Annotated in this window: 17 protein-coding genes; 7 read left to right on the top strand and 10 right to left on the bottom strand. The window is 52.3% G+C overall.

Features of this window, described 5'->3' with window-relative positions; all coding sequences use genetic code 11:
- Window positions 1-8 precede the first annotated feature (8 nt).
- The 5 genes from treC to pykF form a co-directional block, all read right to left on the bottom strand.
- On the bottom strand, window positions 9-1673 hold the full coding sequence (gene treC, locus BZG20_RS09010) for an alpha,alpha-phosphotrehalase (RefSeq protein ID WP_077578789.1): 1665 nt from the start codon (window positions 1671-1673) through the stop codon (window positions 9-11).
- Window positions 1674-1731: 58 nt separating this feature from the next.
- The gene (gene treB, locus BZG20_RS09005) at window positions 1732-3150 is read right to left on the bottom strand and encodes a PTS trehalose transporter subunit IIBC (protein WP_046074254.1); all 1419 of its coding nucleotides are present in this window, start codon (window positions 3148-3150) and stop codon (window positions 1732-1734) included.
- Window positions 3151-3301: 151 nt separating this feature from the next.
- Window positions 3302-4258 carry a trehalose operon repressor TreR gene (gene treR / locus BZG20_RS09000; RefSeq protein WP_077578788.1) on the bottom strand — a complete coding sequence of 319 codons (957 nt, stop codon included), beginning with the start codon at window positions 4256-4258 and terminating at the stop codon, window positions 3302-3304.
- A gap of 284 nt (window positions 4259-4542) precedes the next feature.
- Window positions 4543-5220, bottom strand: a complete 678-nt coding sequence (locus BZG20_RS08995; RefSeq protein WP_077578787.1) for a hypothetical protein — start codon at window positions 5218-5220, stop codon at window positions 4543-4545.
- A gap of 118 nt (window positions 5221-5338) precedes the next feature.
- Window positions 5339-6751 (bottom strand): pyruvate kinase PykF, encoded by a 1413-nt coding sequence (pykF, locus tag BZG20_RS08990; protein WP_077578786.1) that lies wholly within the window; start codon window positions 6749-6751, stop codon window positions 5339-5341.
- Window positions 6752-7384: 633 nt separating this feature from the next.
- On the opposite strand from pykF, the gene BZG20_RS08985 reads away from it, so the two are divergent.
- The 4 genes from BZG20_RS08985 (at window position 7385) to BZG20_RS08970 (ending at window position 14179) form a co-directional block, all read left to right on the top strand.
- The gene (locus tag BZG20_RS08985; protein ID WP_197075742.1) at window positions 7385-8776 is read left to right on the top strand and encodes a sensor domain-containing diguanylate cyclase; all 1392 of its coding nucleotides are present in this window, start codon (window positions 7385-7387) and stop codon (window positions 8774-8776) included.
- 233 nt (window positions 8777-9009) lie between these two features.
- Window positions 9010-9699, top strand: coding sequence for a translesion DNA synthesis-associated protein ImuA (gene imuA / locus BZG20_RS08980; RefSeq protein ID WP_077578784.1), 690 nt, complete (start codon window positions 9010-9012; stop codon window positions 9697-9699).
- Window positions 9699-11102 carry a DNA polymerase Y family protein gene (locus tag BZG20_RS08975; RefSeq protein WP_077578783.1) on the top strand — a complete coding sequence of 468 codons (1404 nt, stop codon included), beginning with the start codon at window positions 9699-9701 and terminating at the stop codon, window positions 11100-11102. The genes imuA and BZG20_RS08975 overlap by 1 nt, the downstream gene beginning before the upstream one ends.
- An 11-nt stretch (window positions 11103-11113) precedes the next feature.
- Window positions 11114-14179, top strand: coding sequence for an error-prone DNA polymerase (locus BZG20_RS08970; RefSeq protein WP_077578782.1), 3066 nt, complete (start codon window positions 11114-11116; stop codon window positions 14177-14179).
- Here BZG20_RS08970 and BZG20_RS08965 read toward each other — a convergent pair.
- The 4 genes from BZG20_RS08965 to BZG20_RS08950 all read right to left on the bottom strand — a co-directional run bounded on the left by BZG20_RS08965 (window position 14176) and on the right by BZG20_RS08950 (window position 18292).
- Window positions 14176-15426 carry a multifunctional CCA addition/repair protein gene (locus BZG20_RS08965; protein WP_077578781.1) on the bottom strand — a complete coding sequence of 417 codons (1251 nt, stop codon included), beginning with the start codon at window positions 15424-15426 and terminating at the stop codon, window positions 14176-14178. The genes BZG20_RS08970 and BZG20_RS08965 overlap by 4 nt on opposite strands.
- A gap of 157 nt (window positions 15427-15583) precedes the next feature.
- Window positions 15584-16216, bottom strand: a complete 633-nt coding sequence (locus tag BZG20_RS08960; protein WP_152796022.1) for a TIGR04211 family SH3 domain-containing protein — start codon at window positions 16214-16216, stop codon at window positions 15584-15586.
- A gap of 110 nt (window positions 16217-16326) precedes the next feature.
- Window positions 16327-17583, bottom strand: a complete 1257-nt coding sequence (locus BZG20_RS08955) for an inorganic phosphate transporter (protein ID WP_046074246.1) — start codon at window positions 17581-17583, stop codon at window positions 16327-16329.
- 28 nt (window positions 17584-17611) lie between these two features.
- On the bottom strand, window positions 17612-18292 hold the full coding sequence (locus tag BZG20_RS08950) for a TIGR00153 family protein (protein WP_046074245.1): 681 nt from the start codon (window positions 18290-18292) through the stop codon (window positions 17612-17614).
- A 223-nt stretch (window positions 18293-18515) separates the two neighbouring features.
- Between BZG20_RS08950 and BZG20_RS08945 the strand changes: the two genes are divergently transcribed.
- From BZG20_RS08945 to glnE, 3 genes are all read left to right on the top strand, one after another.
- Window positions 18516-20039, top strand: a complete 1524-nt coding sequence (locus tag BZG20_RS08945; RefSeq protein ID WP_077578780.1) for an inorganic triphosphatase — start codon at window positions 18516-18518, stop codon at window positions 20037-20039.
- A gap of 342 nt (window positions 20040-20381) precedes the next feature.
- The gene (locus BZG20_RS08940; RefSeq protein WP_077578779.1) at window positions 20382-21983 is read left to right on the top strand and encodes a methyl-accepting chemotaxis protein; all 1602 of its coding nucleotides are present in this window, start codon (window positions 20382-20384) and stop codon (window positions 21981-21983) included.
- Between the two features lie 97 nt (window positions 21984-22080).
- A complete protein-coding gene (glnE, locus tag BZG20_RS08935; protein WP_077578778.1) occupies window positions 22081-24936 on the top strand; it encodes a bifunctional [glutamate--ammonia ligase]-adenylyl-L-tyrosine phosphorylase/[glutamate--ammonia-ligase] adenylyltransferase in 2856 nt (951 codons plus the stop codon).
- Window positions 24937-24983: 47 nt separating this feature from the next.
- Here glnE and lpxL read toward each other — a convergent pair whose 3' ends face one another.
- Complete coding sequence (gene lpxL / locus BZG20_RS08930; protein ID WP_046074241.1) at window positions 24984-25913, bottom strand: LpxL/LpxP family Kdo(2)-lipid IV(A) lauroyl/palmitoleoyl acyltransferase; 930 nt, start codon at window positions 25911-25913, stop codon at window positions 24984-24986.
- Between the last annotated feature and the right edge of the window lie 118 nt (window positions 25914-26031).

The raw sequence follows: 26031 nt of genomic DNA, 5'->3' as shown, positions 1-26031 counted from the left end.
TGTGTCGGTTAAGCGGGATGAATCAAATACACCAAGGCCTCATAGGGTGCCAGTTGCATTTCTGGCATTAAGGGCTTGGTTTCTGGGTAATTATGGCTCACCAAGTCTGCGGTCGGGGCAGGGGCGAGAGGCAAGGTCGCCGTGACCGGTTCGCCATAAAAATTACACACCACCACCAGTTGGCTGTCGCCATTGTCGCGACGATAGGCGAGCAGTTGTGGGTGGTCAGGCAACAAGTCCTGATAATCGCCTTCACGGATCACGGGTAAGGTTTTACGCAGGGAAATCAGCTTTTTGTAGTGATAGAACACCGAGTCTTTATCCGCCAGTGCGGTGTCGACATTGACGTCAACATAGTTAGGCGCAGGCTTGAGCCACGGTGTGCCTGTGGTAAAACCGGCGTTTGCTGAACTGTCCCACTGCATAGGCGTGCGTGAATTATCGCGCGAGCGTGCCGCCAGGATGGCCAACACTTCCCCTTCTGGCATGCCTTGGTCGCACAGCAGACGGTGCATGTTGCGACTCTCAACGTCTTGATAGTCATCGATACGCTGATAGCCAGGGTTGGTCATGCCAATTTCTTCCCCTTGATACACGTAAGGCGTGCCTTGCTGCATATGAATCGCAGTGGCAAGCATTTTAGCGGACGCGACCCGATACTGGCGGTCATCACCAAAGCGGCTGACCACACGCGGCTGGTCGTGGTTACACCAAAACAGTGCGCCCCAACCTTGATTATGCAGGCCGTGTTGCCAAGTGCGGAAAAGCTGTTTTAGGGCCAAGAAGTCAAACGGCGCCAGTCGCCACTTCTCGCCGCCCGGATAATCGACTTTTAAGTGGTGGAAGTTAAACACCATGGAGAGCTCTTTGCCATCCGGCGCGGAGTATTGCTGACAGTGCTCCAGAGTGGTTGAAGACATCTCGCCCACGGTGACGCTGCCGTAATGCTGAAAAATATCCCGGCTGATCTCTTGCAAGTACTCGTGGACGCGGGGGCCATCGGTATAAAAACGGCGACCATCGCCTTGATGATCGTTGGGAAAGGACTGATCTTTGGAGATCAAATTGATCACATCGAGGCGAAAACCATCCACGCCTTTCTCGGCCCAAAAGGCCATTACGTCTTTGACGGCTGCCCGCACCTCAGGATTTTCCCAGTTAAGATCGGCCTGTTCGGTGGCAAATAGGTGGAGGTAATACTGGCCGGTGGGTTCGTGCCATTGCCACGCGCTACCACCAAATTTTGATTGCCAGTTGTTAGGAACACCGCCGTTAACCGGATCTTTCCAGATGTAGTAATCGCGATAGGGACTGTCTTTACCAGTCAGCGCTGATTGGAACCAGGGGTGCTCGGTCGAGGTGTGGTTAATCACAATATCCATGATGATGCGGATATCGCGCTTATGCGCCTCGGCGAGCAGGGTGTCGAAGTCGTCCATGGTGCCTAGGCTGGGGTCAATCGCGTAATAATCGGCAATGTCGTAGCCGTTATCGACTTGTGGTGATACATAAATGGGGGTTAGCCATAATGCATCGATGCCCAAGGTCGAAAAATAGTCCAGTTTTTCGATAATGCCCGGCAGATCACCTGTCCCTGTTTGTGTGGTATCACGGAAGCTTTTCGGGTAAATCTGATAGATGGTGGCCGTTTTCCACCAGGGATGTGCGTGCATAATGTCTCTCTTAACGCTAAAAAAGCGGGGAGCGTACTCCCCGCGGACGGAATGGGAATTAGACGACCGCCAATTTGCCTTTGCTGGCCTGGCGGCGATACATAAAGGCGGTGAGTGCGATTGGCACCAAGATGGCGATTAACATCGCGACTGCGTAAACACCCCAGAATTGTGGCTGGATAGATAAGATGCCTGGTAGACCCCCGACACCAATACCGTTGGCCATCACACCGGAAAGACCACACACAATGGCGGCCAGCGCTGAGCCAACCATCGCGCACAGCATTGGGAATTTGTAACGTAGGTTAATCCCGTACATGGCCGGCTCTGTCACGCCAAGGTAGGCGGAAATCGCCGCGGGCACAGAGATTTCACGTTCGTTTTCTTTCTTGCTGACCCAAATAATGCCAACCACCGCCGAGGCTTGTGCAATGTTGGACAGGGCAATCAGCGGCCAAATAGGCGTGCCGCCCATTTCCTGCATCAGCTGCAAGTCCACCGCGTTGGTGGTGTGGTGAACACCGGTAATCACCAAAGGTGCATAGAGGAAGCCAAATAGCGCTGCGCCGATAAAGGCGAAATCACCGGTCATCGCCGTGCGAGCCAAGAAGGCGACGCCGTTGCCGATTTCACGCCCAAAGGGACCGATAAGGGTGTGCGCCAGTACCACTGAGGTGAGCAGCGCGACAAACGGCACCACCACAAGATAAAGGTAATCTGGAATAATACGTTTTAACTGGGTTTCAATAAATGCCAGTGCCATCCCCGCAAACATGGCTGGGATCACCTGTGCTTGGTAGCCGACTTTTTCAATTGAGAACCAGCCAAAGTCCCACACTTCGGGCATCTCTTTACCGATAAGGTAAGCGTTCATCAATTGGGGTGATACCAGAGTAATACCTAGCACGATACCCAAAATGGGTGTGCCGCCCATTTTTCTCACCGTCGCCCAACATACGCCGACAGGCAGGAAGTGGAAGATGGCTTCGCCAAGCAGCCATAAGAAGCCGTGAGCGGTGGCCCAAAACTCACTGATTTCGGTCAGGGTTTTGCCATCGAACATGCGTATATCGCCGATCACATTACGGAAGCCGAGGATTAGACCACCGGTGATAATCGCGGGTAAAAGGGGAACAAAAATTTCCGCGAGGTGTGAGATGGCACGCTCAGTCAGGCTCATATTTTGGCGCGCGGCTTGTTTGGCCTCGTCTTTTGACTGGCCTTCCACCCCGGTTTGTTCTTCTAGTAGGGCGTACACTTGGTCGACATTGGTGCCGATCACCACCTGAAATTGGCCGGCGCTGGTAAAGCAGCCTTTGACCATGGGGAGCGCTTCAATCGCGGCCACGTCCGCTTTTTCCGGATCGTTTAGCACGAATCGTAAACGGGTGAGGCAGTGGCTAACGGTGGCGATGTTGTCTTTGCCGCCAATATGAGTGACCAATTGGTCAATGGCTTTTTTATCTATCTGGCTCATAAGCAATCCTGTATTGCTGTAGGGTATTCATTGGTAACGTTCCCACTGATTATGGATCGTACTAATCCGATTATCAGTGGAATCGTTCCCATTGTTTGAAAACCATCACACAGAAATTTGTAACTGCCTGATTTTTGGTGTTGGTTGAAGGTTAGGGTGTCACTAGGTGGCAAGGTTGTGTCCAGTGGCTAACCACGGGATCGTCGTCATCCAGCTGCTTGAGTAGCAAGTCGGCCGCATGTTGCCCTGCTTGGTGGTAACCTAGCTCCACACTGACGGCGCGTGGAAACATAAAGCGTAGCATGTCGTGATTGCCAATGCCGCCAATAGCGATGTCTTCTCGCCCAAGTGTTTGTAGGCGTTTCGCGACCCCCAGAGCGAGGGTATCGGACGCACAAACAATGGCATCGGTCTGTGTATTGATGAGGCTATCTGTGGCGTTGTAGGCGGCATGTAAGCTCATCTCACAGCGGTGTAGTCGTGGTGAGATCTGGTGGGTTTGGCAAAAATGTTGGTAGGCACCAGAGCGGGCGAGACCTGTGGTTTCATCTCGCTCATCAATCCCTAAGAAAGCAATATGTCGACACCCTTGATGATAAAAGTGATCCATCACTTGTGCGACCGCGCCTTGGTTGTCATAGCTGACGCTAACGTATTGATCACTATCGACGGCTAGCACAACACAGTTAGGGGCGAATGGCGCTAGCGCGTTGAGATCACAGCCAGAAAAACCAAAAAAGATAATACCGTCGACATTACGGCGTTTCAGCACATCAAGGTGAGCTTGTGCTTTTTGTTGTGAGAATTGGCTTTCCATGATGGCGGCGTCATAGCCTTTGGCATACAAGGTATTGAGCAGGCCAGTCAGTGCAGTGTTTTCTGAATTGGAGCTGAGTTTCGCCACGATCACCCCCACGACGCCACTGCGTTGTGCACGCATTGCACGTGCGGATTTAGAGGGCATAAAGCCATGCTGATCGATCACGGCTTGTACTTTCTCGCGTGTGCTGTCTTTGACCCGTGGATCATCGTTTAGCACACGAGATACGGTTGATTTTCCCACCCCGGCTAAGCGGGCGATATCCAAAATGGTCAATGCTTTTGTCATCTTGCTCTCTGCAGTCACACTAAATCAGCAGCTTAGTCGCCGCCTGTTGGGGGGGTGATGATAACAGGCGTGATTGGCGCTTGCGATTTATTGATTAATTTGTAAACTATTGCCTGATTTTTGAACAGACTTCCCGCTTTAGACTGAAATGATGATGAGTCACCCATTACTACAAACAATCAATAAGTGCCTAGTACGCGTTACCACCCTGACCTTGGCGGTGATGGCCGTCAAGTTTAGTGCCATCTATTTGGTACCGTTAGCGGTATTGATAAAAACCCACTTCAAAGAAATTGTCCACTGGTAAAGGTGCCGATCCTGTCTCCGACCACAGTATTTAGCCCCAGCCAATAGTGTTGATAAGCGCGGCTGTGAGCTTGTGGTCGCGCAGAGACAAGCCCGCGCAATACTGGCATTAAGCGCTGCCAACTGGTTGCAAATTCAAAGCCGATATCAGGATGAGTGAGGTAGCGTAAATGCTGGGCGACAAGCGGCTGTATTGCGTCTGCGAGATACGGGTTGATCCCGGCAAAGAGCGTGTAATGAAGCTGCTGATGCCAGTGCGCCACGGCCGCGACGTCACGATAATCCTTGGCTGGCAGATTCTGTAGGCTGTGCAGTAAACCCAGTAGGGTCAATGAGGTCGGCTCATCCAACCGAGGCGGCAGCCTATCCATGAAAGCGCCAACCATTGCCTGTATGCCAGACGCGAGAGGTTGCCAGTCTGTCTGACTTAAGGGCATTAACTGGTATCCGAGTTGGGGTTGGTAGCTGATGCGTCCCGCCATGGCGAGTAAATGCAAGCCATCACGTGCCGTTGCTGTGGTTAAACCAAGTTGCTCGCATAAGGTGGCGACGGTGAGTGAATAATTGCCGTGCGCATTCGGTGTTAATGTGAGCTGGCGGGTTAATACTGCTGCCCAAATATGCGCCATGGCTTCTTGTGCTTTGGTTGGTTTCATTGCGCTTCCTGCTGTGCCTTCTTTTATCATGCCACTGAACGGGTGATAAAAAAACGCCCCGAACGAGTCGGGGCGTGATGGTTTGTAAAAACCGCTTAGGTCTGCAGTAAACGTCTTATTACAGAACGTGTACAGAGGTGGTGTTGGTGGTACCAGACGGCACGAGTGCGCCTGAGACCATGACCACGATATCGCCTTTGTTCGCTAAGCCTGACTCTAGCGCGATGGTTTTACCACGACGGTAGAACTCATCGGTGCTATCGATGCTTTCGATCATCACAGGTGTCACCCCTTTGGTCAGACACAAGTGGGCGGCTGTTTTCGGGTTAGTGGTGACCGCAACAATGTTCGCGGTTGGGAAGTACTTACGCACTGAGCGCGCTGACTTACCTGCTTCAGTCGCAACGACAATCAACGGGGCACTGAGCTTTTGAGAGGTATCGACCGCGCCTTTACAGACCGCTTCGGTGATACGTAGGCGGTCGCTATCAAGGCGAGAGCCTAAGGCTGGAGACATTTGACGGTCTGTGCGCTCACAGATTTGTGCCATAATGCTCACCGCTTCTAATGGATACTTCCCTTTTGCCGATTCACCTGACAGCATCACCGCATCGGTGCCGTCCATGATAGCGTTGGCCACGTCACCTGCTTCTGCGCGGGTTGGGCGTGGGTTTTTGATCATCGAATCGAGCATTTGTGTCGCCGTGATAACCATCTTGCGTGCACGGTTACATTTTTCGATCATCATCTTCTGCGCGAAGATCACTTCTTCAACGGGGATCTCTACACCGAGGTCACCACGAGCAACCATGATGCCGTCAGATGCTTCCAAGATAGCGTCAAAGTTGTCGACACCTTCTTGGTTCTCAATTTTAGAGATGATCTTGATGTCGCTACCGCCGTTTTGCGCCAATAGCTCGCGGATTTCTTCTACGTCTTCTTTCTTACGAATAAATGAGGCAGCAACAAAATCAACGCCTTGCTCGCAACCAAATTTCAGATCCGATTTATCTTTTTCAGCCAGCGCAGGCAAGCTGACAGAAACGCCTGGCAGATTAACGCCTTTGTTTTCGCCGAGCTCACCGTTGTTGAGTACTTTACAAACCACTTCTTTTTCAGTCGTTTCTAGTACTTCCATCTCAAGTAGGCCATCATCAACCAGTACTGTATCACCCGCTTTTAAATCTTGCGGCAGACCAGCGTAGGTCACGGCGACGCGTTCTTTATTGCCCACAACAGAGGTATCTGTGGTGAATGTAAAGGTTTGACCGGCTTCTAGTAGCACATCGTCGCCACCTTCCAGTTTTACCGTACGGATCTCAGGACCTTTGGTATCCAGCAAGATAGCGGCTTGTTTGCCGGTTTGCTTCATCACATTACGCAAGTTGGCGATACGCGTACCATGCTCTTGGTAATCACCGTGTGAGAAGTTAAGGCGCATGACATTCATGCCAGCTTCAACAAGCTGAGTAAGCATCTCTTCAGATTCGGTTTTTGGGCCAATCGTACATACGATTTTGGTCTTTTTCATCGACACATTTCTCCGGTCAAAAATTGAAACATAAGCCTGATGCTTTCTCACAACACACCGAAAAGTGTAATTTTACCACGCACTTTTACTACTTAAGTGGCTGTGAAAGCGAATTTTTTTGCATTTTGCAATGACGTTACCGCAGCCAGGGTTGCTGTGGTGACGTCACTGTTTATCGATCGTGAGTATAGATTGTCTGCGGTGATCTGTGTTGATCACGGGCAATAAAGGCTTCATTGACAATAAAGCACTCAATAGTGCTCCTGTCTCATGAGTCTTCCCTTCCTTTAGGGCGCGTAAATTTACCACAGCTGACGATTTAAATCATTACAACCCGATGACAGCACACTGGTGAATCAAGATATTTTTATCATGATTACGCTTTCTGTTGATGTTTCCACCTTTACCATACGACGTATTCCTTTTTGCTGCTTTTATCGGCCATCAGTGGCCATTTGCATGCTTTCTGATGTGATCTAGCTTCCAATTTGAACTGGATCATGCTTTTTTATTAAGTCTTTTGCGTTCCCTTAGAATTTATCTACCATCAAGACTCTTTGAATGGACTGTCTAATAATGTTTGCGCGCACTTTTCGACTTTTGACAGGGATGCTGCTCCTGGCCTGCACGTATGTGAGTACGTTTGCATGGGCTGACGACGCCTATCTGTCAGAAGAAAAAGACATTTTAGTCGCCACTCATTCTTCGGTCTGGAAGCCTTACAGCTACTTGTCTGATAATGGCCAACCCAAAGGCTTGTTGGTCGACTTCTGGCAAGCCTACGGCCAATATAATCATGAGCCCGTACAATTTGTGTTACTCGATTGGGCCGACACGCTCGCTTATATGAAAGAAGGCGGTAACCGTGTTCATGCGGGGTTATTGAAGTCCACCGAACGCGAGGACTACCTCGATTTTGTTGCGCCTATTTTTAATATTGATGGTTCGTTATACATCCGCAATGAAGCGCGCGGCACCAAAACAGATACGCTTGTCGGCGGTAAGGCAGTCGGTGTTGTTGCAGGCAGTTATGAGTCAAGCTATCTCACCGAGCATTATCCGGACGTTGAACAACAGACTTACGCCAATAATGAGCGGTTATTTGACGCCGCTTTCAGTGGTGAGATTGATGCGCTAGTGGCGGATAGCCAAGTCGCTAATTTTTATATGCTCACCTTTGATAAGCCATTGACGTTTGTCGCAGAGCAAATCCTTTACACACGCCCGATTTATGCGGCGGTGCCCAAAGGCAACCAAGCCTTGCTCGCGCAAGTTCGCGAGGGAATGAGTAACATACCGGCGGAAGAGCTGTTACGCATCAAGCAAAAGTGGATCAATACCGAGCGCGTCGAGGCTTACCCGGCTTGGCTTATTCCCAGTATCGTGTTGTCGGTGCTGTTAGGCGCGGTGACCTATATCTTTATCCTGAAACGCATGGTGTATAAACGCACGGTCGCATTACGCCGAGCGAATGCACGTTTGCGAGAGTTTGCTAATACCGATCCTTTGACGCAGTTATTAAATCGCCGTGGACTCGAAACCTACTTTACCCGCTTAAAGCCGAAGCTGAGCCGCCAGCAGGAAGTAGGATTAATTTTGATTGACCTTGACCATTTCAAGCAGGTCAACGATACCTATGGACATATGCAAGGCGATAAGGTGCTGGTACATCTGGCGAGCTATTTAAAGCGATGTGTTAAAAAAGGGGCCGCTGCGCGTTTAGGCGGAGAAGAGTTTTGCATCTTATGCCCGACCCAAGATTTAGATGCCTTAATTGAAATGGCTAACCACATTCGCTGCGATATTGCGGACACGGTGTTTGAATTTGGCGGCGCCGATATTCGTGTCACTGTGAGCATTGGTGCCATTGTTTCCAGTGATGTGGTGGAGGAGATAAAGCAGCTAGAGCTAGATGCGTTGATCCATGCCGCTGATCTTCTCATGTATCGCGCGAAAGACCGTGGCCGCAACCAAGTGATGCTCGCTTCTTCGCAATCCGTTAATACCCCCATCGTCGAAATATAATACCGTTTACTGTCGGGTAAAGTGGGTAATACTTTACGCTGGGGAAAGCGCCTACTTATTCCCTAGCCGCAATGGCTAATGATTGCGCGCCATCCGTCCCGAAGCTGCTGCGGTGTCACGCATGTCTTTTTCTCTTTGATGCACCATCCTCCTCTTTTCTGCTTTTTTTGTTTTCTTTCCTTGCAGCGTTTTTATCATTAAATATACTGYATGTATATACAGGTATTTTGATAATGAAAACACTCGACCAATTAGCCCAACAACACGGCCTATGGCGCGCCAGTCAGCGCCCGTTAATGGCGGAATTACCCGATAAAAAAGCGACTGGTTACACTGTCTTTGATCAGCGCCTTGGCGGGCTTCCGTCTCCAGGTGTGACGGATATCATCAGTGACTATGGCGTCGGTGAGTTGCGGCTGGTGTTACCGGCGTTGTATCACGCGAGCGGCCAGCAGGTGGTGTGGATCCGGCCACCGGTTGAACTCAACGCAGCGATGCTACATCAGCAAGGCTACTCCACAGACAACACCTTGTTGGTGTCCCCCAAAAGCGATCAAGATGCGCTGTGGGCCGCTGAGCAAGCGGCGCGCAGTGGCGCGTGTCAGGCGGTAGTGTTATGGCCATCTTCGCTCACGGTTGGACAAGTGAAGCGCCTAAAACTGGCGGCCGAACATGGCCAATGTGCGGTGGTGCTGTTGCGCCGCCAGCAGACGTACTCATTGACATTACCGGTCGATTTAAGCGTGGCACTGGCGCCTTCCGCATGTGGCGTAACGGTCACGGTGCGCTATTGTCGCGGCCAATGGCCACCGGCCCCGTTTATCCTCGATTGGCACACGCAATGGCCCGCGTTGGTGACCAGGCCGAGTAATGCAGAGAATTTGCTTGCCTTTCCTTCACGGCAACAGCGGGAGCAAGCGTGATGTCATTGTGGCTGTATCTGCATTGCCCAAGCTTGTTGTTAGATAGCCTTTATGCGCCGTCATCGGTGCAAGCAGTGGGGCTGGTCAGCGAGCAAGAAGGCCGTTTAGTGCAGCTTTCTGTGGCGGCTAGCACGCACGGTTTGAATACCGGCATGGGATTAGGGGCAGCAGCGCTTATTTGTCATCAGCTCGCAGTCTATCCTTATTGCGCCGTGAAAGAGCAGTCCGCGCTTAAGCAGCTCGCCACACAGCTTTATCCGCTGGTCGCGGAAATCAGCCTTAATCCCCCTAAAGGTTTATGGCTACACGTGTCACCGATGTTGGCGCTATATCAGGGGTTTCCCCCGCTATGGCAGGCCGTGACTCAAACGCTGGTGGAAAGTGGTATTCGTTATCAGGCCGGGGTGGGCGAAACGCCGCGAGCCGCCGAGCTTATGGCGTATGGCCATGCGGGCAAGATCAGTACCGATCCTGAGCACTTACAGGCGGCTTTGCAGCAACTGCCGTTGACCGCAGCCCCTTTACCGGAGACGGTGAAAACCCAGTTTACGCGTCTGGGCCTCTCTCAGTTAGGTGAGCTTATCGCCTTGCCCACCGCTTCGCTGACGCGACGTTTTCCGCGCACTGTGGTGGATTATCTTGCTGAAGTGAGTGGCGCCCAGCCGACGCCGCTGCGTTATTTTCAGCCACCGCTGCAATTTTTTCAGCAACGGGTTTTATTGTTTGAGCTCAGTGAGCAAGCCCATTTATTGCCCATTATCGAGAATCTCGTCTCGGCACTGTGCCGCTTTCTTGAGCAGCGTAGTGCCTGCACCCCCGCGCTGACGTTGGGCTTTAGCTTGCGTGATGGATGTGAAGAAACCTTGCCGGTGATGGCTGCGCATGGCGAGAAAGACGTCGAGCGCTGGATGGCTTTGGTGCGTTTACGGCTGACGTCATGGCAAGTGAGCCAGCCAGTGACGGCAGTGAGTGTGCGCGCTACGCAAATTGATTGCCACCAGCCTGGACAAACCGATCTCTTTAGCGCGCAGCAAGGCGAGCAAAACCGTGATGAGTTGGTCGCGACACTGGCAGCCCGACTCGGGGAGGAGGCGGTTATGCGGTTAGCGTATGTAGATCATCACCGTCCCGAGACGGCCAGCCAACATGTCCCCCATCATCATAGTGCGTCACCGACGGCCTCGGCACCCACGCGTCCACGCCCAAGTTTATTGCTGCCGCAACCCACACCACTGGTGGGTAAGGTCACCTTACGTGAAGGGCCGGAACGAATTGTCACGGGCTGGTGGGAAGGTGCGCCTATCCAGCGCGATTACTTTATTGCCCAAAATGCCCAGCAACAATGGCTGTGGGTGTTTCGCACGCCAGAAAAAACCTGGTTTTTACACGGCTGGTTTAGTTAGACGGTGAAGCGATGAGTACGTATGCCGAGCTGGTATGTTGCAGCAATTTCACCTTTCTTGAGGGCGCCTCACACCCGGAAGAGCTGGTGGCGCAAGCGGCAGCATTGGGCTATCAAGCGCTTGCGATCACCGATGAATGCTCGGTCGCAGGGGTGGTGCGTGCGTATCAAGCCCAGCGTGATTATCCGCAGCTTTCGCTGATCATTGGCAGTCGCTTTCGCCTGCACGCGTTAGATGTTGTTCTATTGTGTCCTACCCAAGCGGCTTACCAAGAGTTGTGTCGGATTATCACCAATGCGCGGCGGCGCAGTCACAAAGGCGACTACCAGCTGAGCGAGTGGGACTTGATGTCGGTGCGTCATGGCTTGGTGCTATGGCTACCCAGTGGCGCGGAGAGTGATCATCACTGGGCAAAATGGCTGTTACGTTATCATGGCGAGCGCTTGTATCTGGCCGTGCGGCGCGATCTAGCGGATAACGACCATCCGTATCTGGCACACTGTCGCATGCTGGCAAGCCAGTATGAGCTTCGCGTGACCGCGTGTGGTGATGTGTTGATGCATCACCCTGAGCGGCTGGCGTTACATCATACCTTAACGGCGATTCGGCATCGCCAGCCTGTCGCTGAATTGGGAAGGACGTTATTACCCAATGCAGAGCGCGCCTTACGCCCGCTGTCTAAACTACGCTCTCTATTCCCCCCTGAGTGGCTGGCGGAAAGTGCCCACATTGCCGCTCAGTGTCAGTTTTCCTTGGCGAGCTTGAAATACAGCTACCCCAAAGAAGTGGTGCCGACTGGCGAGCCTGCGATGGCCTATCTGCGTGAGGCGGTCAAGCAAGGCGCACAGCAGCGCTTCCCTAAGGGCGTGCCTCGTGACGTGGGAGCCATCATTGAAAAAGAGCTCGCGCTTATCGAGGCGCTCGATTATCCGTATTACTTTTTGACCATTTACGATCTGGTGCGCTTTGCCCAATCGCGTGGGATCTTATACCAAGGGCGCGGATCGGCGGCGAACTCGGTAGTGTGTTATTGCTTAGGGATCACCGCGGTGGATCCATGCAAAGTCGATGTGCTGTTTGAGCGCTTTATTAGCAAAGAGCGCGACGAGCCGCCGGATATTGATGTGGACTTTGAGCACCAGCGCCGTGAAGAAGTGATCCAGTATTTGTATCAAAAATATGGCCGAGAGCGGACCGCCTTAGCGGCAACCGTGATCCGTTATCGGCTGAAAAGTGCATTGCGCGATGTGGGCAAAGCGTTGGCGATCCCCGCTAGCCAGATTGATTTTTTTATTCAAAACCTCAATCGACGCGATAAAACCCAGCCTTGGGAGCAGCAACTTCAGCACTTGGGCCTGGATCCTAAAAGCGCGAAAAGCCAACAATGGCTGTCGCTGACCCAGACATTGATCGGCTTTCCACGCCACCTTTCTCAGCATGTGGGTGGCTTTGTGATTGCAGATGGGCCTTTGTATGAGTTGGTGCCGGTGGAAAATACGGCGATGGCAGAGCGGACGGTGATCCAGTGGGATAAAGACGATCTGGAAACACTGCATCTGATGAAAGTCGATGTACTGGCACTGGGCATGCTCACCGCGATTCGACGTACCTTTGATTTGATTGCCCAAACCGGTGGCCCTCGCTTGAGTTTGGCGGCTATCACCCAACAAGGCGACGATCCGGCGGTGTTTGCACGCATTCAGCACGCCGATACCGTGGGAGTGTTTCAAATTGAGTCGCGAGCACAAATGAGTATGCTGCCGCGGCTCAAACCGGCTTGTTATTATGATTTGGTGATTCAAATTGCCATTGTCCGCCCCGGTCCGATTCAAGGTGACATGGTGCATCCGTATCTAAAGCGCCGTGATGGGGAAGAAGCGGTGAGCTACCCGTCCAAAGCGGTTGAGCAAGTGCTGGCGCGCACGCTTGGGGTGCCTATCTTTCAAGAGCAGGTGATCAAACTGGCGATGGTGGCGGCCGGCTTTTCCGGTGGGGAAGCGGATCAGCTGCGTCGCGCGATGGCCGCTTGGAAAAAAAAGGGCGGACTGGCGCCGTTTCGCGACAAATTGATCGCTGGGATGACCGCGCGTGGCTATCGCGCCGACTTTGCCGAGCAGCTTTACCGGCAAATCTGTGGGTTTGGTGATTATGGCTTTCCAGAGAGCCACTCGGCTTCGTTTGCGGTTTTGGCCTATGTATCAGCGTGGCTAAAGCATTATTATCCCGCCGCGTTTTATACCGGCTTGCTTAACAGCCAGCCGATGGGGTTTTACTCACCGTCACAATTGATGCAAGACGCCACGCGCCACCAAGTGCCTGTGTGGCCGGTTTGTGTGCAACACTCGGGGGCGGATCATTGTTTAGAAAAGATCGGCGATCAGTGGGGCGTTCGGCTGGGGTTGCGATTAGTCAAAGGGTTGAGTGCGGCGGCAATAGACCGGTTGCTGGCCCATCGTCCAGAGACGGGATTTGCGTCTTTGTCGGCACTGCAAGGGATAAATCTTGACCGCGATGCCTATCAAGCCCTAGCCAGTAGTGGCGCACTGGCATCGCTGGCTGGTAACCGCTTTCAGGCGCGCTGGGCGCTGATGGATCAGCAGCGGCAACTACCGCTACTGGCCGCCAGTGACGATGAGGTGGCGTTGCCTCATTCACCTTCCCAATGGCAGAACGTGATTGAAGATTACGCGGCCTTGGGGCTGTCGCTCACCGATCATCCTATTCGTTTGATGGCGCAAGCCGGCACGCTGGGCCGTTTTACTCGTGGTGTTGAGTTATCACAGTGTGCGCCACAAAGCTGGGTAGCGGTAGCGGGGGTGGTGACGGGTAAGCAATCCCCGGGTACGGCCAGTGGTGTAACCTTTGTCACCTTGGAAGACGATACGGGCAATATCAATGTGGTGGTTTGGGCGGGGACGGCACGGGCGCAATCCCGTGCTTTTATGCAAGCCAAGGTGTTGAAAGTGCATGGCATTGTCGAGCGACAGGGCGAGGTGGTGCACGTGATTGCCGGTAAGTTGATTGACCTGACTCCGACGCTCACCACCTTGTCGGTGACCGCGCGAGAATTCCGTTAACGCGATGCGCTAACCGCGTCGGGACAGGCGGGCGCCGGACACGCGGCCACCGCTTGAATACGCTGGCGATGCAGCTCATCACGAATCGCCGCCCCTTTAAAGCCGGCGTCGACAATCGGCTTAACCTCTACCTGTTGCGCGCAAGCAAAGCGCTCGCGTAAGGCATCGGCTTGTGGGTAGTGATAGTTTTCACGTCCCTTGCGGCCACGCACATCAGCTAAACACGCCAAGGCCAATTGCTCGACCCGTTCGGGTTTGCGCCACGCATCGATTTGATTAAATAGCGCCACCCAATGCTCGGGGCTGAGTTGATCGCACTTGTGAATTTTGGAGTGGTGCGAACTGACCACCAAGGCCAGATCCCGATAGGCGTTAGGGATACGTAGTCGCTCGCACAGATCTTTAATAACGGGCAGTCCGCGATCACCGTGTCCGCGATGGCCAGGCAAAATAGAGACAGGGGTGAGGGCTTTACCGAGATCATGGACTTGTGCGGCAAAGCGGATGCCTTTGTCATCCGTCAATGAGGCGGCATAACGGCTGACCATTTCCGTGTGGATGCCGGTATCGATTTCAGGGTGCCAGTTGGCCGGATTCGGCACGCCGTACAAGGCGTCGATTTCAGGAAGCACCACCGCAAGGGCACCACAATCGCGCAGCACAGCAAGAAACACATCGGGACAATCACTGCCGAGCGCTTTTTCCCACTCGCGCCAAACCCGCTCAGGGGTGAGGTGGGCGAGCTCGCCCTTGGCGACCATCGTTTTCATCAGCGCTAAGGTATCATCGGCAATGGTAAAGCCGAGTGGCGCAAAACGGGCGGCAAACCGTGCCACGCGCAGTACCCGTAATGGGTCTTCGCTAAAGGCGGGCGAGACATGGCGTAGAATGCGGTTGTGTAAATCTTGCTGACCGCCATACGGGTCAATCAAGCTGCCCTCTTCATCTTGGGCGATGGCGTTGATGGTGAGATCGCGGCGTTGAAGGTCCGCTTCCAGTGAGATATCTGGCGAGAAGTCGCAAATAAACCCGGTGTAGCCCTGGCCTGATTTTCGTTCAGTGCGGGCGAGGGCGTGTTCTTCGTGTGTGGTGGGGTGTAAAAAGACGGGGAAATCTTGGCCGACTTGCTGGTAGCCGGCTGCTTGCATTTGTTTGACGGTGGCACCGACCACTACCCAGTCTTTATCTGTGACCGGCAAGCCTAATAGCGCATCACGTACAGCACCGCCGACAAGATAATGTTCCACACCAAACTCCTTAATGACAAAGAGAAGACACAATCACGTTTGTGTCGCGAATGGGTTTAAGTATACATAGAGCCTAGCAGCACGCCCACCGTGTGCTTAGAAGGCCGCTATCAGGATCGCAATAAAAAAGGCTGCCAATGCAGCCTTTCATTCACGATTATGCCCAGCCGTCGCGGCGACGTTTTTTACGTGGGATAAGATGTGGCAGCACCAAGCCAAACAGTAAGCCACCGCCGGCTACCATGCCACCGTAGGTGAACCAACGCATCAGAAGATCATCTTTTTGGGTATCTATTTTGGCGCGTAAAGCACGGATTTCGCTTTGCGCATCAATCAGTTTTTTATTGAGTTCGCTGCTGTGTGCTTCCAGCTTCTCGATCTGCGCGTTGCGCTGTTTAAGGGATTCAGCCAAGCCTTTTTGTTGTGCTTTAGCATCATCTTTTGCACTGGCCAGCGCGGACTTCACCTTTTTCAGCTCTGATTCTAGCGCCGGCACGCGTTCTTTTAAGCCAGGTTGTGTGGTCACGTAGTCACTTTTTACCCAGCCTTTACGGCCACGGCTATCAACTACTTGGGTATAGCCCTCATCGCGATTGCGTTTTAGCACAGTGACTTTATCACCCGCATCGACACTGCCGATAATACGATATTGTGTGCCCGGGCCTGAGTGCATATAAGTGAACAAATCATCAGAAATATAGTTTTCTGCCATCGCTCGAGGCGCGGCAACGAGAACGAACAGCAATACGAGAGCAGAATACAGGTGTTTCACGTCTGGGGTCCTTTGCATAATTTCAGTGTGGGACACATCGGCTTTGCTGGGCATAGTGCCATAGGCGTAAAAGAAAGGGGAGCCATGCCCCCCTTTTTTTGACTGTGATTTGACATCACCGGCGCTTGTTACGCAAATAGCGAGGTCATCACTTGGTAAAAGATCACAGCCAACAAGGCCCCCGCGGGTAAGGTGATCAGCCATGAGGCAACAATATTACGCACCACACCCAAGTTGAGTGCGGCAATACCGCGGGCAAAGCCAACGCCCAAAACGCCGCCGACTAAGGTTTGTGTGGTTGAAATAGGGAGGCCAGTGCCTGAGGCGAGCACAACCGTACTTGCGGTCGCCAGTTGCGCGGCAAAACCACGACTTGGAGTAAGCTCAGTAATGCCCGAGCCCACGGTCGCCATGACTCTGTGTCCCATGGTGGCAAGGCCGAGTACAATCCCCGCGCCACCCATCGGTAAAATCCACCAGGCGATTTGTGCTTTTTCCGCTACTGCACCGAGGTTTTGTACCGTGGCCACAATGGCGGAGAGCGGACCAATGGCATTGGCCACGTCATTCGAACCATGTGCGAAGGCCATCGCACAGGCGGTGACCACCATCAATAGGCTAAATATCCGCTCAACCCCCTGAAACCCTTGATTTTCATCGCCGCGATACTTTCTAGAAATGTAATAAACACCAAAAAACATCACCATGGCAGAGAGCACGATGGAGGCGCTCACGGACTCTAAGGTCGTGAGGTGGAGGCCAACATGTTTGAGACCTTTTTTGATGGTGACCATCGCGATAATAAACGCGGTGAGAAACATATAAAGCGGCACGAAACGTTTGGCATTAAGCACAGGGCGGTCGGTATCAAAAATCAGTCGTTGTGCACTTAAGAATATAAAGTAAGCGAACAAGCCAGAGATAAAAGGAGTGATAATCCAACTGCCAACGATGCCTTGCACCGTATGCCAATCGACTGCATCTGCGCCAACCGATAGGCAGGCAAAGCCAATAATCGCACCAATGATAGAGTGGGTGGTGGAGACGGGCCAACCCATGAATGAGGCAAGTAATAGCCAAGAGCCAGCCGCCAGTAGCGCGGACATCATGCCAAAGACTAATTCCAACGGTTGGTCAGCATAAAAACTGGTGTCAATCACACCTTTGCGAATGGTGTCTGTGACCTCACCACCGGCTAAATATGCGCCGGCGAATTCAAAAATCATCGCCACAATAATGGCTTGCTTCACGGTGAGTGCTTTTGAGCCCACAGACGTGCCCATCGCGTTTGCGACGTCATTGGCACCAATACCAATCGCCATTAAAAAACCAAAAGCCGCGGCGACCATGATCAGTATGGTCCCGTGATTCATCAGGATTTCCATTGTAATACCTTGTTGTTACATCACTCGGTTAGGAACGGGAAAGCATGACCTCTAAGCGCGCACCCACACGTTGCGCCTGGTCAGCAATTTCACCGACCCACTCGAGGATTTTGTACAAGAACATGACGTCAACAGGGTTGTACTCCTGCTCAACGGCCATTAATGCTTGGCGAAGTTGGATTTGCATAGAATCGGTATCGTCTTCAATCACATCCAACTGATGAATCATTTCGGCGACTAAGGTGACTTCGCGCCCTTTAAAGCCAGTCTCAAGTAGCTCTTCAAGCTCGTTGATCACGCGGCGTGCTTGTGCGGCAGCATCTAAGCATCGCTGCACATAGGCGATAAAGGCATCATTCATTGAGGGGGGCATACGAAGCTGACGGCCTATCACGCGGCCGGCAATATCTTTGGCTAAGTTTGCCAGCTTGTCTTGCTGGGTGAGGAGCTCGAGCATGTCCGTGCGATCGACGGGCATAAAGAGACCTCGTGGTAACTTAAGCCGGATATTGCGCTTTAGGGTATCAGCATCTTTCTCAATATCTGAGATTTGCTGACGGAGTTGATTTGCCTTATCCCAATCTTGTTGCTCGCAAGCATGAAAGAAGGGGATCAGTAACTCACAACAATCGTTTACACGATTTACGTGACGCTGCAGTGGTTTAATAGGGCTTTTTGCAAATAGCCCAACAATTGTATTGACTGGCATAGCCGTAATCTACCTGGTTGCCTCGAGCCCAGAGGGCAAAAAAGAGAGGCGAAAAGTTCAACGATGGTATATCGGAGCGGCGATGGTAGCGCAGAACATAGGCTAAAGAAATAGCTTTTGTGATCTCTGCCTCAGTGCGCGTGATCAAGCCTGGTAGTGATAGCGCTTGCCGACAGGATCAATTGTTCATATCCTTGTCAGGCAATTGGCTATAGGTAACCGTATGGACACTGAGATAGAGCTCAAATTTTTTGTCTCTTCTGACTTTTCTCATCGCATTCGCGATAAAATTGTCAGTGTAAAACAGCTACAGCAAAGCCAGCGTGAGCTGGGAAACATCTACTTCGATACGCCAGATTTTACCCTACGTAAACACGATATCGGTTTGCGGGTACGTCGTTTTGATGGTGTGTACATTCAAACCCTCAAAACGGCAGGTCGGGTCGTGGCTGGGCTGCATCAGCGCCCAGAATACAACGCCGAGCTTAACGGACCTGAACCTGATCTTTCTTTGATCCCAGTCGATGCATGGCCCGATGATCTGGATGTTGATGCACTGAGCCAAGCTCTCCAGCCGTTGTTTTCCACCGATTTTGTGCGTCAGCAATGGCTGTTAGCAACGGATGACGGTAGCCAAATCGAATTGGCGAGCGATCAAGGCGAGGTCTCTACCGAAGCTGGCGACAAGGATGTGATTTCTGAGGTGGAGCTGGAGCTGATTTCCGGACAAACCGACGCCTTGTTCTCGCTGGCACGCAGCCTGGCGGATGAAGGTGGCCTACGCCTCGGAAATTTGAGCAAGGCGGCGCGTGGCTACCGCCTGGCAACCGGCTATCAGGGTGATCCGGTTAAAGCCTTATCCATCGTTAAACTCGGCGCTGATGATAGCCAAGAAAAAGCCCTGATTCGGATCCTCGAGCATGCGTTGAATCACTGGCATTATCACGAGCAAATCTACATTGAGCGTGAGTCCCTTGAGGCGTTACAAGAAATTCGCTATGCCGTCTTGTTGATCCGACAGGCGTTTGTCTTATTCGGCAGTGTGGTGCCGCGCCGAGCAAGCAGTTTACTCCGTCAAGAGCTGCAATGGTTTGAGGGTGAACTGGCGTGGCTCGATGATGCTCGGACGAATGCCCGGCTGTGTGAAGACAAAGGCCAATATCTGCGTAAATTAAACGCGCGAAAAACCTTGGTGAAAAGCTTGAAGGTCGAACAAGCGAGGTTGCCTGAACGAGAGGACATTGTCGCGCTGCTACATACATCGCGGTATTGCAATTTACTGCTCGATTTAAGTCGCTGGATCCTCTCGAAAGGTTGGCAACCGTTTTTAGATGATAAAGCGGCGGATAAGCTTGCCCAACCGATTCAACGTTTGGCCGACAAAGCACTGCCAGAGTCTTGGCACGAGTTGCTTGACGCATTTGATGAAACTAAACCACTGACGCGGCACGACTACTTTGACCAATACCCTCGCTTGCAACGCAATTTGTTGCTAGGCACTTGCTTGGCCTCTTTGTATGACAAAAGTCGGCGTAAAGCCTTCCGCTTGCCTTGGCTCGATATGTTGCAAGGCATTGAAGAGCTGCGCTTGCTCGAGCCGGTGCGTGATCGAGTGGTCGAGATTGACGATGAAGAGGATAAAAAACAAGCAGAGAAGTGGTTGGCACGTAAAGAAGAGTCACTGTTTCATGCGATGACGCAAAGCCGTCAAACGGGATTGCGTCTTACTCCTTATTGGCAAGAGTAAGCGAACGAGAGTGATAAAAAAGCAACCTGGAGGTTGCTTTTTTTATGTGTGCCTTTATGCGGTTACCTTGCTTGAGTATCCAGTTTCAATGTCTGAGGCGATTCGATAAAACCGCCTCTAGGATCAATATATTTGGCGCTTTTTTACGTTATAAACAGGCAAGATGCGTGATGATAATTTGATTAACTTATCATTATGGGCATTGTTTATGGGCAAATTTCACAAATACGGTAAACAAGGATTCAGTGAGGGTGACGTTTGCCGATATAACATCACTCAGTATTAATAATCGCCCGTTTGGCAGTCAGTTGGCTTAATAACGGACATGGAGCTTTCAGGATTATGGCTAAACATAACTTTTATACGTGGGAAAAACCCGTTACCAATCTGCGCTTGATCCCAAAACTCGTGATTCTCATGGTCTTTAGTACCATTATTCTGGTCGGTAAGCAGATGTGGGATGCGAACACGTTTCGCCAGTCCGTGATTGAGTTCACCCTGAATCAGACCCAAGAATTAGCGCGATCCAGCGCTGCAATGACAGGTGCCCTCATCGATCAGCCGGATGGGGAACGCTTGATGCGAGAGGCGGTGGATACCATGAACGCCGAATTCAGCGAAGGGGCGTATTTATATTTGGTCAATGGCACTACTCGCCAGGTCTGGTCTCACCCTTCAATGCGCCAGTTTGACGCGTTGCGCGTGCCGGATGAAAGCACCGGAACCGATGTCGCTGACTTGTTTCTCAATCAGTCAGGCGCGTTTAGCTATACCGTTTATGACGGTGGCCGTCATGGCTATGCCGTGCCCGTAGGCGGCAGTGATTGGTGGCTCGTGGCATCACAACCGACGTCTGAGGCGCAGGCGTATTACCAAGATTATATGATTCAGGTCGCGTGGCAAACCGCGCTGATGATTGTCTCTTTCATGGTTATTTTGTTGGGCGGCTCCAATATTATGCTGCGGCAAATTAATTATCTTACCGATAGAATTCGGGCGCTCGCCAACCGCGATCTCAGTGAACCGATTGAGATGAATAGCCGGGACGAGTTTGGTGATTTAGCGCGTGAGCTGGAAAGATCGCGTCAGCAATTGGTGGATGTGATTAACGCGCAGCGCCAAGCGTCGGATGATCTTTCTTCTCTGGCTGAGATTATGACGATCAGCATGTCGGAAACCAAAGAGTCATCGCAAGAGCAATTCTCTGAGATGGATCAGCTTGCCTCGGCGATGAGTGAGATGAGTGCGACCGTGCAAACCGTCGCTGAGCATACTCGAGAGGCGGCCAAAGCGACCGAAACCTCTAGCCAACAGGCGAACAGTGGTCAAGAGCACGTGAGCAGTACCATCAAAACCATCAATGAGCTGTCCAATGACATCAGCGAATCATCCCAGGTCGTGGGGCAGGTCGATGCCCAGGTGGAGAAAATCGGTACTGTCGTGGTCACTATTCAAGGAATTTCAGAGCAAACCAATCTACTGGCACTCAATGCCGCGATAGAAGCCGCACGCGCGGGCGATACGGGGCGTGGTTTTGCGGTGGTGGCGGATGAAGTACGCAAGCTGGCGCAACACACCCAAGAAGCCACGGTGGAAATTCAAGATATGATCACCCAGTTGCAGCAAAGTGCGCAAAAAGCGGTGGGCTTGATGGATCGCAGTGTTTCCGAGGCCAAGACAGGCGTCGAGTCAGTGAGCCAGGCTGGCGGAGAGCTTGAGCAAATCGTCACGCAAATCCAATCGCTTAATGACATGAACTTCCAAATCGCCTCATCGGCGGAACAACAAGCGTCAGTAGCCGGTGAGATGAACCAAAACCTCACCAATGTTAAAGATTTGGTCCAGGCATCGGTGACAGTGGCGTCTGAGCTGCATGAAACGGCAGAGATGGTTGAACAAAGTGCACAATCACTCAAAGATAAAATTGAGGCCTTTAAAGTCTAACCACGTTTGAGGTTTTATCCGTAATCAACAACGGCTCGCTGCATCGGTGAGCCGTTTTTGTTAGTGTCGATACAGGACGATAGCAAAAGGACTGCCCATGGTACTCTCTGACTCTCTTGCCGCTTGCTTGCATCAGCACTGGATACGATTAAATGAATTTGCCCCTGAGGCCGTGCCGCAGTGGCAAGGCACGGCGCGTGAGCAACTCGAGCAGGCTTTAGCGTGTAGCGAGTTTGTCGCCAAGGCATTAACCCAAACCTCTGGACTTCTCGACTGGCTGTATCAGCATCGCCAGCAAGCCTCGCGTGAGCAGACATACCAAGCGGAGTTGAGCCAGGCGTTGGAAGCGGTGACGGATGAGAGCGAGTTTCACCGTCAACTCCGCCAGCACCGCCAGCGTGAGCTCGTATGGATTGCGTGGCAGGAAATCCACAATCAATGGCCGGTTGAGCAAGGTTTACAGCATCTATCAGCCCTTGCGGAAGCGCAAATATTATCAGCTTATCAATGGCTCTATCAGCGCGGCTGTCACGACTGGGGCACACCCATGAGCCCCGAGGGGGAGCCGCAGCCGATGCTGATTTTGGGCATGGGCAAACTTGGTGGTGGCGAGCTCAACTTCTCTTCAGACATCGACCTGATCTTTACTTACCCTGAGGCGGGAGAAACCCAGGGCGCGAGAAAAAGCATCGCCAATGCCCAGTTCTTTACCCGGCTAGGGCAGCGCTTGATCAAAGCGCTTGATCAACCCACGGTGGACGGTTTTTGTTATCGGGTTGATATGCGTCTTCGTCCCTTTGGGGATAGTGGCCCTTTAGTGATGAGCTTTTCCGCACTCGAAGATTACTACCAAGAACAAGGGCGTGATTGGGAGCGCTATGCGATGGTGAAGGCGCGCGTCATGGGGAAAGAGCAGTATGACTGCTATCAAACGCTACGGCAGATGCTACGCCCGTTTGTCTTCCGTCGTTACATCGATTTTAGTGCGATTCAAGCGTTGCGGCGGATGAAACAGTTAATCCAACGAGAGGTACGTCGGCGTGGCTTAACGGATAATATTAAGCTTGGTGCGGGGGGGATTCGTGAGATTGAATTTATTGCTCAGTCGTTTCAGCTTATTCGTGGCGGCCGAGAGCCCAGTTTGCGTCAGCGCGGCTTGCTCGACACCTTAGATGCGATTGCGGAACTGGAATTATTGCCTACCGCTGAGGTGAGCCAATTAAAGGCCGCGTATTGCTATTTGCGTCGCGTTGAAAACCTCCTACAAGCCATTGATGACAACCAAACGCAGACCCTGCCCGATAACGACCTTGATCGTGAGCGGCTTTGTCACGCCATGGGGGTCAATGACTGGACGCGCTTACAGGCCGACATCACCCAGCATATGCAAGCGGTTAATCAGGTGTTTTCCGGCTTGATTGGCGAAGATGAGCAAGAAACAGACACGGACGTCGATACTGAGTATCACGATCTATGGGCGATGGCGCGCGATGTAGAAAACGCCCACTTGATCTTAGCAGGCTTAGATTTACCGGACACCAATATTGCTGAGCAGTTATTAGCGTTTAAACAAGAGCTGGCTAAGCGCACTGTGGGCCCTCGAGGACGTGAGGTGCTCAACCGTTTGATGCCCGTCATGTTAAGTAAGCTACTGACGTTACCGCAACCACAGCAGGTGCTGCCACATATCACCCACCTGTTACTGAATATCTCGACGCGCACCACCTACTTAGAGCTGTTGGATGAGCACCCCGGGGCGATTGATCAGCTGTTACGACTTTGTACGGCCAGCCCGATGGTGGCAGAAAAGTTGGCGCGCTACCCTTTGCTACTGGATGAGCTGCTCGATTTAACCCATTTGTACCAACCCTTGGCGCCGGATGCCTATCGCAGCGAATTACGCGATTATCTTGCTCGTATCCCCGTTGAGGATATGGAGCAACAAATGGAGGCGGTGCGTCAGTTTAAGCAAGTTCAGTTATTAAAAATTGCCGCGGCGGATATCGCTGGTGTGCTACCTGTGATGCGCGTCAGTGATCATTTGACTTACTTGGCTGAAGCGATTGTGGAGGCGGTGGTCAATCAGGCGTGGCACCAAATGGTGGAAAAATATGGCCAACCGACACACTTGGGCGAGCGCGAGGGCCGAGGTTTTGCGGTGATTGGCTATGGCAAGTTAGGCGGATGGGAGCTGGGTTATAATTCTGACCTCGATGTGGTTTTTCTCCATGACTGCCCCGCGGATATTGAGACTGACGGTCGTAAAGTGATTGATGGTCGGCAGTTTTATCTACGTCTTGCTCAGCGTATCGTCCATCTTTTCTCTACGCGTACTCCCTCTGGGGTGCTCTATGACATTGACACACGCCTTCGCCCTTCCGGCACCTCCGGGATGCTGGTGAGCACGCTCGAAGCTTATGCTGATTACCAACAAAAAGAGGCGTGGACATGGGAGCACCAGGCACTGGTGCGTGCACGCATGATATATGGTGATCCTAAGCTAGAGTCCGGCTTTACCCAGGTCCGTCATCGCATTCTCACCACGCCACGAGACATCGATACGCTGCGAGAGCAAGTCAGTGGCATGCGTGAAAAAATGCGTCAGCATAAAGCGACAGGACAAAAAGATACCTTCTCCATCAAACAAGACGCCGGTGGGATCACTGATATCGAGTTCTTGGCGCAATACTTAGTGCTCGGCAACAGTGCCAGTCAACCGGCGCTTACCCGATATAGCGATAACGCGCGTATTTTTGAGCAAGCCGGAGAGCTGGGAGTGATGCCACTGACGCAGGCGGCGGGATTAAAGTCGGCCTATACCCGGATGCGCAATGCGCTCCACCGTAGCCACCTAGCTGGTGAAAGTGGGCAGGTGGAGGCTGATGCCTTTATCGATGAGCGCGAAATCGTGCAGCAAGCCTGGCAACAGTGGTTTGATGGGCAAGCAGACTAGCAGCGTAAGGCGCAATAATGAGGCCGCGATTGGCGGCCTATTTGGAGCTAGATTCCCTCGTATAAGGAAGGCTCACCCTCTGGGCGGGTTTTAAAGCGCCGATGCAACCACATATATTGCTCTGGGGCGCGTAGGATCAGTCGTTCAACCGCTTGGTTAGTGATCACCGCTGCGGCATGCGCTTCTTTAGGGAAATCCGTTATCGGTGGGTCGATTTTAACGCGGTATTGGCCAAGCCGTCGTTCTCTCACCACAGAAAATGGTACCACGGTGGCGTGGCCGGCATGGGTCAGCAAACTGGTGCCTGTGGTGGTACAAGCTTGTTTGACCGCAAACAGTGGTGCGAATGTGGAGCGGCGGCGACCATAATCGTGATCGGGTGCATACCACATGCGATGACCCTCTTTGAGGTAATGGATCATCGACTTAACGTCTTTGCGATCGACGCCAATATTGCGCTTCATCCGGCCACGGAACTGAAACCAGTCATACACAGGGTTGGTATTGGGGCGATACACCCCCACGCCAGGCGTTTGTTCGCTTAAGCCGCGCGCGCCAATCTCTAAATTTAGAGAGTGCACGGCAATTAAAAGCACCCCTTTGCCTTGTTGTTCAAGCTCAAGCAGAGTGTCTAATCCTTCAATGGTGACATGCTTGTTGATTCGCCATTTGGGCCAAAACCACGCCATACCAGTCTCGAACAAGGCAAGGCCGGCGTTGGCAAAATTTTCTTTCACCATCGCAGCGCGGTTAGCGGGCGTCATCTCTGGAAAGCACAGCGCTAGGTTACGATCGGCAATTTTAACGCGGCGTTTCATTAGTGTATGCATCAAGTGACCCAAGCTGCGGCCCATATAAAATTGGACGCGATAAGGCAGCCAGCTAGCCAGATACATTAACCCGACGCCGAGCCAGGTATGAAGATAGCGAGGGTGAAGAAACCCAATGCGAAAAGTGGGGGCTGAAAAATCGCTCATAGCGTTAATGACTCATGAAAACCAAACCAGAAAGAGCCGTGAGGCCCGCGCTATTGTAGAGTAAATTCTTGGCGCTGTCCTGCGCGAGTGTGTGCGGTAAGTGTTGAGATTGTGCGCA

This window comes from Salinivibrio sp. IB868, assembly GCF_001995655.1.
GTDB classification, from domain to species: Bacteria; Pseudomonadota; Gammaproteobacteria; order Enterobacterales; family Vibrionaceae; genus Salinivibrio; species Salinivibrio siamensis.
Note: the sequence above shows the minus strand (reverse complement) of the source record. Positions and strands in the feature narration are given on the sequence as shown.

Excerpts from the sequence above, each read along its gene's own strand:
- lpxL (WP_046074241.1), bottom strand. The coding sequence starts at position 25,913 with ATGAGCGATTTTTCAGCCCCCACTTTTCGCATTGGGTTTCTTCACCCT.
- BZG20_RS08955 (WP_046074246.1), bottom strand. The coding sequence starts at position 17,583 with ATGGAAATCCTGATGAATCACGGGACCATACTGATCATGGTCGCCGCG.
- pykF (WP_077578786.1), bottom strand. The coding sequence starts at position 6,751 with ATGAAAAAGACCAAAATCGTATGTACGATTGGCCCAAAAACCGAATCT.
- BZG20_RS08950 (WP_046074245.1), bottom strand. The coding sequence starts at position 18,292 with ATGCCAGTCAATACAATTGTTGGGCTATTTGCAAAAAGCCCTATTAAA.
- treB (WP_046074254.1), bottom strand. The coding sequence starts at position 3,150 with ATGAGCCAGATAGATAAAAAAGCCATTGACCAATTGGTCACTCATATT.
- BZG20_RS08975 (WP_077578783.1), top strand. The coding sequence starts at position 9,699 with ATGTCATTGTGGCTGTATCTGCATTGCCCAAGCTTGTTGTTAGATAGC.
- BZG20_RS08940 (WP_077578779.1), top strand. The coding sequence starts at position 20,382 with ATGGCTAAACATAACTTTTATACGTGGGAAAAACCCGTTACCAATCTG.
- BZG20_RS08945 (WP_077578780.1), top strand. The coding sequence starts at position 18,516 with ATGGACACTGAGATAGAGCTCAAATTTTTTGTCTCTTCTGACTTTTCT.
- BZG20_RS08960 (WP_152796022.1), bottom strand. The coding sequence starts at position 16,216 with ATGCAAAGGACCCCAGACGTGAAACACCTGTATTCTGCTCTCGTATTG.
- imuA (WP_077578784.1), top strand. The coding sequence starts at position 9,010 with ATGAAAACACTCGACCAATTAGCCCAACAACACGGCCTATGGCGCGCC.
- treC (WP_077578789.1), bottom strand. The coding sequence starts at position 1,673 with ATGCACGCACATCCCTGGTGGAAAACGGCCACCATCTATCAGATTTAC.
- glnE (WP_077578778.1), top strand. The coding sequence starts at position 22,081 with ATGGTACTCTCTGACTCTCTTGCCGCTTGCTTGCATCAGCACTGGATA.
- BZG20_RS08995 (WP_077578787.1), bottom strand. The coding sequence starts at position 5,220 with ATGAAACCAACCAAAGCACAAGAAGCCATGGCGCATATTTGGGCAGCA.
- treR (WP_077578788.1), bottom strand. The coding sequence starts at position 4,258 with ATGACAAAAGCATTGACCATTTTGGATATCGCCCGCTTAGCCGGGGTG.
- BZG20_RS08970 (WP_077578782.1), top strand. The coding sequence starts at position 11,114 with ATGAGTACGTATGCCGAGCTGGTATGTTGCAGCAATTTCACCTTTCTT.